Source organism: Flavobacterium azizsancarii, assembly GCF_027980145.1.
Lineage (GTDB): Bacteria > Bacteroidota > Bacteroidia > Flavobacteriales > Flavobacteriaceae > Flavobacterium > Flavobacterium azizsancarii.
In genome coordinates, this window is the sequence record NZ_JAMZNK010000041.1 from 17,418 (window position 1) to 31,866 (window position 14,449).

14 protein-coding genes are annotated in these 14,449 nt (G+C 32.6%); 2 read left to right on the plus strand and 12 right to left on the minus strand.

What is annotated here, in order from left to right; all coding sequences use genetic code 11:
* Positions 1-93: 93 nt before the first annotated feature.
* Complete coding sequence (locus NJT12_RS19205) at positions 94-792, plus strand: carbohydrate-binding family 9-like protein (protein WP_271337543.1); 699 nt, start codon at positions 94-96, stop codon at positions 790-792.
* Positions 793-957: 165 nt separating this feature from the next.
* Here NJT12_RS19205 and NJT12_RS19210 read toward each other — a convergent pair whose 3' ends face one another.
* The 12 genes from NJT12_RS19210 to NJT12_RS19265 all read right to left on the minus strand — a co-directional run bounded on the left by NJT12_RS19210 (position 958) and on the right by NJT12_RS19265 (position 12,127).
* Positions 958-1,542, minus strand: a complete 585-nt coding sequence (locus tag NJT12_RS19210; RefSeq protein WP_271337544.1) for a hypothetical protein — start codon at positions 1,540-1,542, stop codon at positions 958-960.
* A 129-nt stretch (positions 1,543-1,671) separates the two neighbouring features.
* On the minus strand, positions 1,672-2,268 hold the full coding sequence (gene hisIE, locus NJT12_RS19215; protein WP_271337545.1) for a bifunctional phosphoribosyl-AMP cyclohydrolase/phosphoribosyl-ATP diphosphatase HisIE: 597 nt from the start codon (positions 2,266-2,268) through the stop codon (positions 1,672-1,674).
* Between the two features lie 89 nt (positions 2,269-2,357).
* Positions 2,358-3,113 (minus strand): imidazole glycerol phosphate synthase subunit HisF, encoded by a 756-nt coding sequence (hisF, locus tag NJT12_RS19220; protein WP_271337546.1) that lies wholly within the window; start codon positions 3,111-3,113, stop codon positions 2,358-2,360.
* Between the two features lie 87 nt (positions 3,114-3,200).
* Positions 3,201-3,512 carry an NIPSNAP family protein gene (locus NJT12_RS19225; RefSeq protein ID WP_271337547.1) on the minus strand — a complete coding sequence of 104 codons (312 nt, stop codon included), beginning with the start codon at positions 3,510-3,512 and terminating at the stop codon, positions 3,201-3,203.
* Positions 3,513-3,584: 72 nt separating this feature from the next.
* Complete coding sequence (gene hisA / locus NJT12_RS19230; protein ID WP_271337548.1) at positions 3,585-4,310, minus strand: 1-(5-phosphoribosyl)-5-[(5-phosphoribosylamino)methylideneamino]imidazole-4-carboxamide isomerase; 726 nt, start codon at positions 4,308-4,310, stop codon at positions 3,585-3,587.
* A gap of 99 nt (positions 4,311-4,409) precedes the next feature.
* Complete coding sequence (gene hisH, locus NJT12_RS19235; RefSeq protein ID WP_271337549.1) at positions 4,410-5,003, minus strand: imidazole glycerol phosphate synthase subunit HisH; 594 nt, start codon at positions 5,001-5,003, stop codon at positions 4,410-4,412.
* Between the two features lie 92 nt (positions 5,004-5,095).
* Positions 5,096-6,232, minus strand: coding sequence for a bifunctional histidinol-phosphatase/imidazoleglycerol-phosphate dehydratase HisB (gene hisB / locus NJT12_RS19240; RefSeq protein WP_271337550.1), 1,137 nt, complete (start codon positions 6,230-6,232; stop codon positions 5,096-5,098).
* A gap of 102 nt (positions 6,233-6,334) precedes the next feature.
* The gene (hisC, locus tag NJT12_RS19245; RefSeq protein ID WP_271337551.1) at positions 6,335-7,381 is read right to left on the minus strand and encodes a histidinol-phosphate transaminase; all 1,047 of its coding nucleotides are present in this window, start codon (positions 7,379-7,381) and stop codon (positions 6,335-6,337) included.
* Between the two features lie 116 nt (positions 7,382-7,497).
* A complete protein-coding gene (gene hisD / locus NJT12_RS19250; protein WP_271337552.1) occupies positions 7,498-8,790 on the minus strand; it encodes a histidinol dehydrogenase in 1,293 nt (430 codons plus the stop codon).
* Between the two features lie 102 nt (positions 8,791-8,892).
* The gene (gene hisG, locus NJT12_RS19255; protein WP_271337553.1) at positions 8,893-9,750 is read right to left on the minus strand and encodes an ATP phosphoribosyltransferase; all 858 of its coding nucleotides are present in this window, start codon (positions 9,748-9,750) and stop codon (positions 8,893-8,895) included.
* A gap of 310 nt (positions 9,751-10,060) precedes the next feature.
* Positions 10,061-11,461 carry a sensor histidine kinase gene (locus NJT12_RS19260; protein WP_271337554.1) on the minus strand — a complete coding sequence of 467 codons (1,401 nt, stop codon included), beginning with the start codon at positions 11,459-11,461 and terminating at the stop codon, positions 10,061-10,063.
* The gene (locus NJT12_RS19265) at positions 11,462-12,127 is read right to left on the minus strand and encodes a response regulator transcription factor (RefSeq protein ID WP_271337555.1); all 666 of its coding nucleotides are present in this window, start codon (positions 12,125-12,127) and stop codon (positions 11,462-11,464) included. It abuts the gene before it with no gap.
* 202 nt (positions 12,128-12,329) lie between these two features.
* Between NJT12_RS19265 and NJT12_RS19270 the strand changes: the two genes are divergently transcribed.
* The gene (locus NJT12_RS19270; protein WP_271337556.1) at positions 12,330-14,420 is read left to right on the plus strand and encodes an LTA synthase family protein; all 2,091 of its coding nucleotides are present in this window, start codon (positions 12,330-12,332) and stop codon (positions 14,418-14,420) included.
* Positions 14,421-14,449: the final 29 nt, after the last annotated feature.

Genomic DNA, 14,449 nt, shown 5'->3' on the forward strand with positions numbered 1-14,449 from the left:
TTAAATGATTTTAGAAATGCTAATCAGAAAAATTATTATTAAAAGTTATTTATTCTTCTGTATTTTAGCAAATCAAATTCATTTATACTATTTATGAAAATTAGTGCAATCACTACTGTTTTATGTTTCATGTGCTCAATAACAAATTATTCGCAAAGCATACCAATTTATAAAACAGCTGAAAAAATAACAATTGATGGAGATTTATCCGATTGGAAAACCCCTTTTCTTGGACCTTTTGTAATTCATGATTCAGGAAAAAAAGGTACTCAGAATACTTTTGTTTCACTTTCGTGGAATGATGAGAACCTGTATATCGCCTATCATTCAACAGATTCTAAAATAATTGGATCAGCTCAGAAAAAAGATTCTCAAATTTTTAGTACCGATGATTTAGTAGAGATTTTTATCGATCCTGACGGAGATGGTCAAAATTATATCGAAATTGGGGTAAATGCTTTTTCATCTAACTATGATTTATTGCTTAAATGTATTTCGCCGGATTGTGGTGGCTGGAACACTTCTATGGCTTTTGATATCGCAGGCCTTGAAGCAAAAAGTAAAATAACGCCCGAAGGTTTTGATACTGAAATTAAGATTCCGTTTTCGAGTTTAGAAACTATTAAAAACGGCAATTTCAATAAACCGAAAGCCGGAATAAAATGGAGGGGAAATACTTTTAGAATTGATTACGGTAATACAACCGAATATCTTGCATTACAATATTATAAGAGCTTAAAATATGGTTTTCACCAACCGGAAGAATTTGCTGTTTTCGAGTTTCTGGAATAGCGATAAGATGGTACGCGGATGACACGGATTCGCTAAAGCGAAAACGCAGATTAACGCGGATTTTTTCTTTTTTTTTATCCGCAATCTTGTCATCCCAAGGAACGAGGGATCTCCACAAGAAACTTAATTCTGATTGCTTTAAATTTTAAAAAGCTACGATGCAAGTTACTTAACGGTGTAATATTGCATTTCATTATCAACTAAATATTTAAAAAACTTATTATCTTCCTTCATTTTATAAATTTCAAAGATAGATTTGTTTGATTGAAAATATACATTTTGCAAAAATCTATCATTTAAATTCCCATAAGCCTGATAGGTTTCAAGAAACATTTTTATGCCTTTTTTTATTACAGTTCCGTTTGGAAATCGTTCTAACCTGTACATTGATGGAGAAGGCGAATTATCTTTTTCAAGAAATAATTCTCCCGTACTTTCATTTATGGGATAATAAACACTTTTAGAGGTCTTTTCTAAAAAAAGAAGTAACTTTTGTCCTTTTTTCAAATCGCTAACCCGACCGTCACACATCCATTCTTTCCAGATTGTAACATTAATTTTTGAATCAGATTTTCCTTTAATAAATTGACTTATTGTAAATTCATACCTATCCTTTGAAACATTCGAAATTGTACCGTCAACAATTAAATCTGCTTTAGAAATAACTATCGAATATGATAAAATATTTTTCTTAAAATCGAAATTTAAAGTTGGACTTAGAAATAAAAATAGACAAACAAACAATTTCATAAATGCATTATTTTTTAGCGCGATACCATTTTTGTGAGACTGAGGGAAGTCGAAGTTCCGTTTACTAAATCACTTTGCGGAACTTCGAGTTCCCTCAGTCTGACAATTGAGCCGAAAATTAATTCTTATTTATTTCTGACGTTTCTTCAAAACATCTACAACATCATTCAGCTGAAAACCTTTTGCTTGCAATAAAATCAAATAATGAAACAACAAATCAGCGCTTTCGCTTAAGAACAAATCATCATTATCATCTTTGGCTTCGATCACAACTTCTACAGCTTCTTCACCAACCTTTTGAGCAATTTTATTGATCCCTTTTTCAAATAATGAAGCAACATAACTCTTCTCAGAATCGGCATTTTCTCTTCTGATTTTGATTGTATTTTCAAGATTTGAAAGAAAACCATAGCTTTCTTTATTTCCTTCCTGCCAACAAGTATCTGCTCCTGTGTGACATGTAGGTCCTTCTGGTTTTGCCTGAATTAAAAGTGTGTCGCCATCGCAATCATTTTTAATGCTTACAAGATTTAAAAAGTTCCCACTCTCCTCGCCTTTTGTCCAAAGCCTTTGTTTTGAGCGGCTAAAAAAAGTTACTTTTTGTGTTTCTACTGTTTTTTGCAGTGATTCTTCGTTCATATATCCCAGCATCAGAACATTTTTAGTTTCTGAATCCTGAATAATTGCCGGAATCAATCCGTGTGAGCTTTTTATATTGATGTCCATATTATTTTAGATTTTTTGACTTCAGATTTTAGATTTTCCGAAATCTTTAATTTATAGATTAAATCTTGTTTTTTTTCTTGACTCAGTTTTTATAGTCTAACTTCGATACCATTATTTCTCAATTCCTGTTTCAAAGCTTTAATCTCAATTTCCTTAAAGTGAAAAACACTGGCCGCCAAAGCAGCATCTGCTTTTCCTACTTTAAATGAATCTACAAAATGCTGAATATTTCCAGCTCCTCCGGAAGCAATAATCGGAATATTAATCAATTCTGACAATTTAGCTAAAGCTTCATTGGCAAAACCATTTTTTGTCCCATCGTTATCCATTGATGTAAATAGAATTTCTCCTGCTCCGCGCTCTGCCACTTCTACAGCCCAATCAAATAAATTCAGTTCTGTTGGAACTTTGCCACCAACCAAATGTACAATCCATTGTCCGTTAATTTGTTTAGCGTCAATAGCAACCACAACGCATTGACTTCCGAACCTCTGAGCCAAATCATTGATTAATTGCGGATTTTTTACTGCCGATGAATTGATCGAAACTTTATCAGCACCATTATTCAAGAGAATTTCAACATCTTCAACAGACGAAATTCCGCCGCCAACAGTAAATGGAATGTTAATTTTTCCCGCAACACTTCGCACCATATTTACTAACGTTTTGCGACGTTCTTCGGTAGCTGAAATATCAAGAAAAACCAATTCGTCAGCTCCTTCAGCCGAGTAAATTTCTGCCAGTTCAACAGGATCTCCCGCATCGCGTAAGTCCACAAAATTAACGCCTTTTACGGTTCTTCCGTTTTTTATATCCAAACATGGAATGATTCTTTTTGCTAACATTTCTTTTAATGTGTCAATGTGAGAATTTGAGAATTAGCTAATTTTTCACACAATACGTAGAATTATCTAATTTTCTCATTATCTAATTTATTTAAATACAGGACTTAAAAACGTTCTCTCATAACTTACGATACATCTTGTATCTTCGGCAATTTTAAAAGCTTCTAAACATTCCTGATCGTCCTTTGAAAACATTTGTTTTCTATAATCTTCATAAGCTGTTAAACTTGGAAAAGAAAACAATGCATATGCAATATTATTAGCTCCTTCCGAAGGCATAAAATAGCCATGATGCTGTCCTCCTAAGCGATTTACGATTTTAATCCACCTTTTACCATACTCTTCAAACGCCTCTAATTGATAAGGATCTATAATATATTTTAAATGACAAGTTATCATATTTTTAATGAGTTATTTGGAATTTGATAATTAGCTATTTTTTTACACAACAAGTAAAATTATCTAATTATCTCATTTTCTAATTATATAGTTTTCCAGTTGTTTTAAAGTAATTCTTCCTTCGTAAATCGCTTTTCCAATAATTGTTCCTTCACAGCCCAAATGCGCCAATTTTGGCAATTCATCAAAAGTTGAAATTCCCCCGGAAGCGATTAACTTTACACCATGAGCTTCTTTCAAAATTTTAGCATACAAATCAAAACTAGGGCCTTCAAGCATTCCGTCTTTTGCAATATCAGTACAAATAACATACTGAATTCCTTTAGTTTGATATTCCTGAATAAACGGCACCAAATCTTCATCTGAGTCTTCTAGCCAACCTGAAATTGCAACTTTTTCCTCTTTTGCATCAGCACCCAGGATAATCTTTTCGGAACCATACTCTGCAATCCATTTTTCGAAAATTGCTCTGTTTTTTACAGCAATACTTCCGCCTGTAATCTGGCTTGCACCGCTTTCAAAAGCTATCTTCAAATCTTCATCTGATTTTAAACCGCCACCAAAATCAATTTGCAAGCTCGTTTGTGTGGCAATCTGTTCCAGGATTTTATAATTGACAATTTTGCTCGATTTTGCTCCGTCTAAATCTACTAAATGTAAATATTCTATTCCGTGTGCTTCAAATGATTTCGCCACTTCAAGCGGATTTTCGTTGTAAATTATTTTAGTATCATAATCGCCTTTTGACAAACGAACACATTTTCCGTCGATGATATCTATAGCTGGTATTATTCTCATTTTTTGATATTTTAGATTTTAGAGTTCCGATTATTAAAAAACGATTTCTCTAAATTGACATTTTGATTGATATTGATTTTACAATTGGAATTTGGAATTTTAAAAATTGGAGTTTAATTTAAGAAAGTTCTCAAGAATTTTCTCCCCAACAGCGCCGCTTTTCTCAGGATGAAACTGAGTTCCGTAAAAATTATCTTTTTGCAAAGCCGATGCATATTCTAATTCATAATTCGTTGTTGCAATGCTCTCAGTGCAATCAGGAGCGTAAAAACTATGCACTAAATACATAAATTCATTCTCAGAAATTCCTTTAAACAAATCTGATTTTAAATCGTAAATCTGATTCCATCCCATTTGTGGCACTTTTACTTTTGAGGTAAATTTAATCACATCTACATCAAAAATACCTAAACCTTTAGTATTTCCTTCTTCAGATGAATTACACATCAATTGCATTCCGAGGCAAATTCCTAAAACAGGTTGTTTCAAAGCTGGTATCAGGCTATCCAAACCGCTTTCTTTTAGCTTTTTCATCGCAGAGCTTGCTTCCCCTACTCCCGGAAAAATAACTTTATCTGCAGCTTGTATTTCTTCGGGATCATTACTCAAAACAGCTTTAAAACCAAGTCTTTCAATGGCAAACATAATGCTCTGAATATTTCCTGCCCCGTAATTTATAATTACTATTTTCATTTTTTTTGTTTCAGGTTTCAAGTTTCAGGTTTCAGGTTTCACGTTGCTCTGCAGAACTTGAAACCTGAAATTTGAAACAATTTTTAACGATCTTAAAGCATTCCTTTCGTCGAAGGCAAAATCATTTTTTCTGTATCTCTTTTCACCGCTACTTTTATGGCTTTTGCAAAAGCTTTAAAAATTGCTTCAATTTTGTGGTGTTCGTTTATTCCTTCTGCCTTAATGTTGATGTTGGCTTTTGCACCATCAGAGAAGGATTTAAAGAAATGATAAAACATTTCTGTTGGCATTTTACCCACCATTTCACGCTTAAATTCGGTTTCCCAAACTAACCAGTTTCTTCCGCCAAAATCAATTGCTACCTGCGCCAGACAATCATCCATAGGCAAACAGAAACCATAACGCTCAATTCCTAATTTATTTCCTAACGCTTTTGCAAAAACTTCTCCCAAAGCAATTGCCGTATCTTCAATCGTGTGATGTTCATCAACTTCAAGATCGCCTTTTACCAGAATTTCTAAATCCATTTGACCATGACGTGCAATTTGGTCCAACATATGATCAAAAAATGCAATTCCGGTTTCGATTTTACTTTTTCCAGTTCCGTCCAGATTTAAATCGATGAAGATATCAGTCTCATTTGTTTTGCGCGTAATCGAAGCCGAACGTGCCTCTAATTTCAAAAACTCATAAATTTCTTTCCAACTCATCGTTTGAAGAATAATTGTTTCACCTAATTCTTCACGTTTCGACGAGATTTCATTGCTTCCTATTCCGTCATTATCATTGATGAAAATTGCTTTTGCACCTAAGTTTTTAGCCAGTTCAATGTCTGTCAGACGATCTCCCAAAACAAATGAATTAACCAAATCATACTCGGGATTATCAATGTATTTAGTTAACATTCCGGTTCTTGGCTTGCGCGTTGGTGCATTATCTTCCGGAAAAGACCTGTCGATAAAAATATCATCAAATAAAACACCTTCATTTTCAAAGGCTCTCAAAATAAAATTCTGCGTTGGCCAAAACGTATCTTCCGGAAAGCTATCTGTGCCCAAGCCATCCTGATTGGTTACCATCGCCAATTCGTAATCTAATTCACTGGCAATTTTAGCCAAATATTGAAATGCTTTTGGATAAAATTCTACTTTCTCCAAAGCATCTAATTGATAATTTTCAGGTTCTAAAACAATCGTTCCATCACGATCGATAAAAAGTACTTTTTTCATATATTTTATTTTTTGAGAGTAAAGAGTAAAGAGAATAGAGTAAAGAGAATAGATTTTTCATCCTACTACTAAAGTTCTTATATTTCTTCTATATTCTTTCTTCTATTTCAACAACTTCAATTCCTTAATCAAAACTGCATTTTCCTCTGGAATTCCAATTGTAAAACGCAGGCAATTTTCGCATAATGGCTGAGTTGTTCTGTTACGAATTACAATTCCTTCTGCTATTAATTGATCGTATCTTTTGTTTGCGTCATCGACCTTTACAAGTACAAAATTTGCTTCTGTAGGATATACTTTCTCAACGAAGCTTACTTCAAGTAAAACTTTAAGTAATTCTTCCCTTTGCTCAATAATTGAAGCTATTTCCTGTTTTATTTTGTCTGAATCATTCAAACGAAGTGTTGCTCTTTGTTGCGTTAATTCGTTTACATTATAGGGAGGTTTAATTTTGTTCAAAACTGAAATCACAGCATCCGAACCATAACAGATTCCTAAACGAATTCCTGCCAGACCATATGCTTTTGAAAGTGTCTGCGTGATTACCAAATTTGGATATTCATCAATTTCTGTCAACCAGCTTTCCTTGTCTGAAAAGTCAATATAAGCTTCGTCAATCACTACCAGACCCTTAAAGTTTTGAAGTAACTTCACTACACTTTCGTCTGAAAAAGAATTTCCGGTTGGATTATTTGGCGAGCATAAAAAGATGATTTTTGTATTCTCGTCGACGGTATCCAAAATCTTTTCTACCTGTGGCTGAAAATCTGTCGAAAGTAAAACTTCTCTATTTTCGACCGCATTAATATTTGCCAAAACACTGTACATTCCGTAAGTTGGTGGCAGCGAAATAATATTATCAAATTTTGGCTCACAGAACGCTCTGAAAAGTAAATCCAAAACTTCATCACTTCCATTTCCTAATAAAATCTGACTTGGTTTTACGCTATTATTCTTCGCCAAAATCGCTTTAACCGAAGCCTGTTGCGGATCCGGATAACGATTTACTCCATTTTGAAAAGGGTTTTCATTAGCATCCAAAAAAATCATTTGAGCCGTATCAAAATCTTCAAACTCATCACGAGCCGAAGAATACGGTTTTAATGTTTTTACGTTTTCCCGGATTATGTTATTTATATCGAATTTCATTATCTTAATTTTTAGAAGAGTATAGATTATAGAAAATAGAGCATAGACTTAACCTTAATTAGAAAGATTTTTACCGTTTTTCTACAATCTATATTCTTTTCTCTATTCTCTTTATTCTATTTTCTTTTCTCTAAACTAGCCAATCTCAAAGTCACAGCATTTTTATGTGCTTGCAAACCTTCGGCATCAGCCATAATTTCAATCGCTTTTCCTATATTCTGAATTCCTTTTTCAGATATTTTCTGAAATGTCATTGATTTCAAAAAACTATCCAGATTTACTCCGCTGTAATTCTTTGCATAACCATTTGTTGGCAAAGTATGATTGGTTCCTGAAGCATAATCCCCGGCACTTTCCGGAGTATAATTTCCAATAAAAACCGAACCTGCGTTCAAAACCCCATTACAATAAAAATCATCAAATTCAGAACAAACGATAAAGTGCTCCGGTCCGTATTCGTTGATTAAATCCAGAGCGATCTGATCATTTTTAACATAAATCAATTTTGAATTTTCGATGGCTTTTTTAGCAATATCTTTTCTTGGCAGTTCTTCAATTTGTCTTTGAACTTCTTTTTCTACAGCATCAATTAACTTTTTAGAAGTCGAAACCAGAATGACCTGACTGTCTGTTCCGTGTTCTGCCTGCGACAATAAATCTGAAGCTACAAATGCGGGAACAGCAGTATCATCTGCCACAACCAACAATTCTGAAGGTCCGGCCGGCATATCTATTGCAACTCCAAATTGCGTTGCTAATTGTTTTGCAACAGTTACAAATTGGTTTCCGGGTCCGAAAATTTTATATACTTTCGGGATCGATTTTGTTCCAAATGTCATTCCTGCAATAGCCTGAATCCCTCCTACTTTTAAGATCTTTGTAACGCCACATAAATTAGCAGCATATAAAATAGCGGGATTTATTTTTCCGGTTTTATCCGGTGGTGAACACAAAACGATTTCTTTGCAACCTGCAATTTCGGCAGGAACTGCTAACATTAAAACTGTTGAGAATAAAGGTGCAGTTCCTCCTGGAATATACAACCCAATTTTTTGAATAGGTCTTTTTTCCTGCCAGCAATTTACTCCTTCAATGGTTTCAATCGAAATTTTATCGGTTTTTTGAGCAGTATGAAACTTTAAAATATTTGCTTTTGCTAATTGAATAGCGTCTTTTAATTCTGTAGAAATTGAATTAACAGCTTCCTGAATCTCTTCTCCCGAAACTTCATAGTTTTCTAAAGCGATTCCGTCAAAGATCGAAGTATATTTTGCAACAGCTTCATCTCCTTTTTTCTGTACTTCTTTAAAAATTTCTTTAACCGTAACTTCGATATCATCGATAGTTTTGGTTGGTCTTTTTAGTATTTCTGACCAGGTATCTGGTTTTGGATTGTCTATTTTATTCATTGTTTTCTGCTTTATGCTATAAGCTGTAGGCTTTAAGCTTTTTAACTTTGTGTTTTTCCTGGCGTAAAGCATAGCGCTTATAGCCTAAAGCGAGCGAAGCTCTTAAAGAACCATTTTCTCAATTGGACAAACTAAAATTCCTTCGGCTCCGGCTTCTTTTAGTTTATCAATTACATCCCAAAAAGTATCTTTGTCAATTACGGAGTGTACACTGCTCCAACCTTCCTGAGCCAATGGCAAAACTGTTAAGCTGCGTAAAACCGGCAAAATTTTTCCGATTTGATCAATTTTAGCGTTTGGAACATTCATCAAAATATATTTTGAATTTCTGGCTCTTAAAACTGATTGTATTCTAAATTTTAAAGTATCAATGTGTTTTTGAATTTCAGGAGAAACTTTTGGGGACACTGCTAAAACAGCTTCACTTTTTAGAATAACTTCAACTTCTCTTAAATTATTCTTGAATAAAGTACTTCCGCTTGAAACAATATCTACAATAGCATCTGCAAGACCAATGTTTGGAGCGATTTCTACAGACCCTGAGATTTGGTGAATATCTACACTTAAGCCAAAAGAATTGAAATATTCGTTAACTGTATTTGGGTAAGACGTCGCGATGCGCAAACCTGCTAAATCCTGAATAGAGTTGTACTCGAAAGTTTTAGGAACTGCAACAGATACTTTGCATTTTGAAAATCCTAATTTCTGAATCACTTCAATGTGTTTTCCTTTTTCTACTAAAAGATTATCTCCTACAATGGCCAGATCTACAACGCCATCAATCAAATATTGTGGAATATCTGAATTTCTTAAGTATAAAACTTCTAAAGGAAAATTTGAAGCTTCTGCTTTTAGCTGATCGTTTCCGTTGTTAATCGAAATACCGCAATCTCTTAGAATTTGAATGCTTTCTTCGTTTAAACGACCTGATTTTTGAATTGCAATTTTTAACGTACTCATTTTTTTAGTTTTTGTTGGATTAATAGTTTGAGTACAAAGAATTGGAATTAAAAAACCCGCTTGATGTACTCAAACGGGTTTTAAAATATGATGATTTACACGCATACCATTAACACATCGCTTGAGGGCAATAATGAAAATGATGATGATGTAATTGAATAGAAATCATGACTTGGTTTATTTTATAATTCTTTGATTCGGTTGCAAATATACTAGTTAATTTCATAAAAAAGCAATTTTTAATTTAACTTAACGATAGTTTATTGTTAGAAAAAAAACTGGGACCCTGTTTTTATTGAATTCTTTAAATTTATAATACGGTTTTCATATTTTCATCAAAACTTAAAACAACAGTAGTTCCTACTTCTATTTCGCTCTCAATTTTAAACTTAATATGCAGCAATTCTGTAATTCTTTTTACAATCGACAAACCTAGTCCGTTTCCTTTTATCTCAGGATGATCTGTTGAATTGGATCTGAAAAAGGGATTAAAGATTGATTCTAAATCCTGTTTTGCGATTCCAATTCCATTGTCTGAAATTTTACAGATTATTTTGTCGTTTTGTTTAGCAAATGAAATTTTGACTTCTCCGTCAGTATTGGTGTATTTAATCGCATTTGAAATAATATTTCTCAAAATCGTAATTACTAAAAAATTATCCGACTGAATATAATAATCTTCTTTTGTATCAAATTTAATCTTTATTCTTTTTGTATTTATCTTCTCCAAATTCAATTGCAAAACATCTAAAATTACTGCGTTTAAGTAAACTGATTCTGTTTTTATATTTTTGCTTTGGTTCTCGAAACGTGCCATTAATAATAGCTGATCTACTAACATATTGAGATGATCGACTTCTTTTATACAATAATTTATTTTCTCTTCATATTCTTTATTATCACGCGGTTTACGAATCAAAACTTCAAGAGTACCTTTGATAACCGTGAGAGGCGTTCTTAATTCATGAGAAGCGTCAGACGTAAATTGTTTTTCACGTTCAATAGCATCTTCAATTCTATTTAAAAGATTATTGATAGTCTTAGAGAGTGTGTACAATTCATCCCGGGTTTTGGGCAGCGGAATCCGTGTTTTCAGATTGTCCTTCGTGATAATCTTCGAAGTATTAATGATGGCATTTATTGGTTTTATGCTTCTGCCAGCAAAAAAGCGGGCAATAAAGAACAGTAATAACAAAATTCCCAAGAAAGACAGGCACATAATATCAAACAAATTATTTAATACCATTTTTGAATCTGCCAAAGACATTGCTACAATTACATAACCTATTTTTTTACCTTTTAGATGAAGTGGAACCTGAATTTGCCTAATAGCATGATCCCCCATTATAGTATCAAATAACTCAAAATCTTTAACTGAATCGTTAAATACGAGTGTTTCCGTTTTTAGATTTGGTGCTTTTTCGATAATTTTCTTATTCACATCAAGAAATTCAACAAATACCGGGTTTACATCTACGGTATTATGTTCGCGTTCTTTCCATTCTTCTTCATCAATAAGAATTACTTTTCCGTCAACTTCTTTGATTTCTTCAAGATGATTTTCAATCTCAACTTTAATTTTTTCATCAATATGACTGTAAACGGTGTGTTTTACAATAGAATAAATAACTGAAAAAACTACTACAATCAACAATCCTGTGGTGATAATATAGTTTAATGCAATTCTATTTTTAAAAGAAAGCTGTATCATTTATATGTCGTTGGCGATATAACCAATACCGCGAATTGTTTTAATGTAATCTTCTTCAATTTTTAAATTGAGTTTTTTTCTTATTGCATTCATAAAAACATCGATAACTCCGGTGTCATATTCAAAATTAATCTCCCAGACATCTTTTAAAATTTGATTTCTGGTACACACTTTTCCTTTATTTTGAATTAAATATTTTAACAATTCAAACTCACGTTGCGTAAGGGCAATTTCTTCATCGTTCTTATAAACAATATGTTTCAACAAATCGATCTTAATAGTTCCCAGAGTTAAAAGTTCTGATTCTTTTTGATTCCTAAAATGAATTTTAATGCGTTCTACCAATTCTTCAAAACTAAATGGCTTTTTGATATAATCGTTTGCTCCTGCTTTTAATCCCTCTATAGTTTCCTGAACTGTATCTTTTGCCGTTAGAAAGATTATTGGTGTGGTTTGATCTTTTACCCGAATTGCTTTACATAAATCCAAACCATTAATCTTGGGCAGCATCCAGTCCAGTAAAATCAAATCAAAGTGTTGATTCTGAATCAATTCAAAACCTTTTGATCCATCATTTGCAGTAGTAATCTGGTATCCTTCTTCTTGCAGGCCTTGTTGTAAAAACTGAACAATACCTAACTCGTCTTCAACTATTAGAATGTGCATTAAATTTTGGGATTAAGATTAAAAATTGGAAAATTGGTTTTCAAAGATAAAAATTTTGAAGTCAGAAATGAATTAGATTTGTAAGAATAGAATAAAAATTACTATCTTAAGACAACATTAAGACAAAGTTAAGTAAGGTTAAAGTATAACTTAATCAGGAACTAATCTATTGGATGTAATTTTGCTAAAAAAAAATAATTAGATGAATATTTACAAGAAACTGTCGCCTTTTTACAATCTTGCTTTATTTTATTTTGCCGTAAGCTTTATATTACGAATAGTTTTATTTTTTCATCCTATAACTCAAAGTTCTTTTACTTTACTTGAAAGTCTGAAAATTTTCGTTTTAGGACTCATTTCTGACTTTTTTGTTTTTACAGTAGCGAGTGTTTTTTTATGGCTTTATCTTATTTTTATATCTAATTCTAAATACAATAAACCTTCAGGATATATAATTTTGGGTGTTTTATTGCTTCTGTTTGTTTATGTTGCTTCCGGTAAAAGTGTAATTACTGAATATGGCGGGGCTTTACCTAATATTGTATTAATTTTTATTGGAATCAAAACGGCTCTTTTTGCGCTTTTACTTTTTCTTCCGCGTTTAAGGGATAAAATCAGATATTGGTTATTTGCTTTCGTAATTTTCCTTTACGTTTTATTAATTCTGCAAAATGGATTAAGTGAATATTTCTTCTGGAATGAATTTGGTGTAAAATACAATTTTATTGCAGTAAACTATTTAATTTATACTAATGAAGTGATCGGGAACATCATGCAATCTTATCCTGTTGTTCCTATATTTTCTGCTTTGTTTTTAATCACTGGAATTTTCACTTATTTTATTTTAAAAAAATCCAGAAACTATATTGATAATATTCCATCTTTAGTTGAAAAAATAAAAATTAGCGGAATCTATATTCTTTTGTTTATTATGTCTTTGATTGCTATACCTCTATTGGCAAAGACAGAAAATTCTAAGAATGTTTTTGTTAATGAATTACAAGCAAATGGATTGTATAAATTTTATTTGGCGTTTCAGAACAATAAACTCGATTATTTCAAATTTTACAAAACGCTTCCGGATAGCGAGGCATTTGAACTCTTAAAGCAGCAATTGCCAACTATTTCGGGGCAAACCACTACTCGAACAATAACTGCTGATTCTGTTGAAAATCATAAAAATGTTGTTTTAATTACAATAGAAAGTTACAGTGCAGAGTTCATGAAAGCATATGGGAATAAACAAAACATAACTCCTTTTCTGGACAGTCTGGCTCAGCAAAGTTTACAATTTACAAATTTATATGCAGCAGGAAACAGAACTGTTCGCGGACTTGAAGCTGTAACTTTGTGCTTACCTCCAACTGCAGGAGAAAGTGTTTTAAAAAGAGAGGACAACAAAAACAAGTTTTCGACAGGAGCAATTTTTAAACAAAAAGGCTATAATGTGAAATTTATGTATGGTGGAGATGCCTTCTTTGATAATATGCAGGATTTTTATTCTGGTAATGGTTATGAGATTGTAGATAAATCAAGCTTTTCTCCTGAAGAAATTGCATTTTCAAACGTTTGGGGAGTTTGTGATGAAGATATGTACAATAAAGCAATTAAGATTATGAATGTTGAGGCAAAACAAAATAAGCCTTTCTTTAATCATATCATGACAGTAAGCAACCACAGGCCTTTTACATATCCTAATAATAAAATTGACATTCCGGGAGATATTAAATCTCGTGATGGCGGTGTAAAATATACTGATTATTCGTTAAAAAAATTCTTCGAGATGGCAAGTAAGCAACCTTGGTTCAAGAATACTGTTTTTGTGATTGTTGCTGATCATTGTGCTTCAAGTGCAGGAAAAACAGAGCTTCCGTTGGATAAATACAGGATTCCTGCTTTTATTTATGATCCAACCGCTAAACCAACACAATACAATCAGTTAATGTCGCAAATTGATTTGATGCCTACGCTTTTTGGATTATTACATTTTAGCTATGAAAGCAAGTTTTTTGGTCAGGATGTACTAAAACCTGATTATAAACCAAGAGCTTTTATTGCAACTTATCAGGATTTAGGTTTAATAAAAGATAATGTTCTAACAGTTTTATCTCCTAAACAGCAGGTAAAGCAATTTGATTTGAAAATTAATACAAAACCAGGTATTGCTCCCGAATATCAAATTGATTATAACGAAATTCCAATGAAAACTGAAAGAACTGATTTGGTCAACGAAACAATTTCTTTTTATCAAACAGCTTCGGACATGTTGAAACATAAGAAATATCAGAAATAAGAGAAAATATAATAGCAAGTGGATGACAC

Coding starts and splice junctions, on each gene's coding strand:
- NJT12_RS19205 (WP_271337543.1), top strand. CDS start 94: ATGAAAATTAGTGCAATCACTACTGTTTTATGTTTCATGTGCTCAATA.
- NJT12_RS19210 (WP_271337544.1), bottom strand. CDS start 1,542: ATGAAATTGTTTGTTTGTCTATTTTTATTTCTAAGTCCAACTTTAAAT.
- hisIE (WP_271337545.1), bottom strand. CDS start 2,268: ATGGACATCAATATAAAAAGCTCACACGGATTGATTCCGGCAATTATT.
- hisF (WP_271337546.1), bottom strand. CDS start 3,113: ATGTTAGCAAAAAGAATCATTCCATGTTTGGATATAAAAAACGGAAGA.
- NJT12_RS19225 (WP_271337547.1), bottom strand. CDS start 3,512: ATGATAACTTGTCATTTAAAATATATTATAGATCCTTATCAATTAGAG.
- hisA (WP_271337548.1), bottom strand. CDS start 4,310: ATGAGAATAATACCAGCTATAGATATCATCGACGGAAAATGTGTTCGT.
- hisH (WP_271337549.1), bottom strand. CDS start 5,003: ATGAAAATAGTAATTATAAATTACGGGGCAGGAAATATTCAGAGCATT.
- hisB (WP_271337550.1), bottom strand. CDS start 6,232: ATGAAAAAAGTACTTTTTATCGATCGTGATGGAACGATTGTTTTAGAA.
- hisC (WP_271337551.1), bottom strand. CDS start 7,381: ATGAAATTCGATATAAATAACATAATCCGGGAAAACGTAAAAACATTA.
- hisD (WP_271337552.1), bottom strand. CDS start 8,790: ATGAATAAAATAGACAATCCAAAACCAGATACCTGGTCAGAAATACTA.
- hisG (WP_271337553.1), bottom strand. CDS start 9,750: ATGAGTACGTTAAAAATTGCAATTCAAAAATCAGGTCGTTTAAACGAA.
- NJT12_RS19260 (WP_271337554.1), bottom strand. CDS start 11,461: ATGATACAGCTTTCTTTTAAAAATAGAATTGCATTAAACTATATTATC.
- NJT12_RS19265 (WP_271337555.1), bottom strand. CDS start 12,127: ATGCACATTCTAATAGTTGAAGACGAGTTAGGTATTGTTCAGTTTTTA.
- NJT12_RS19270 (WP_271337556.1), top strand. CDS start 12,330: ATGAATATTTACAAGAAACTGTCGCCTTTTTACAATCTTGCTTTATTT.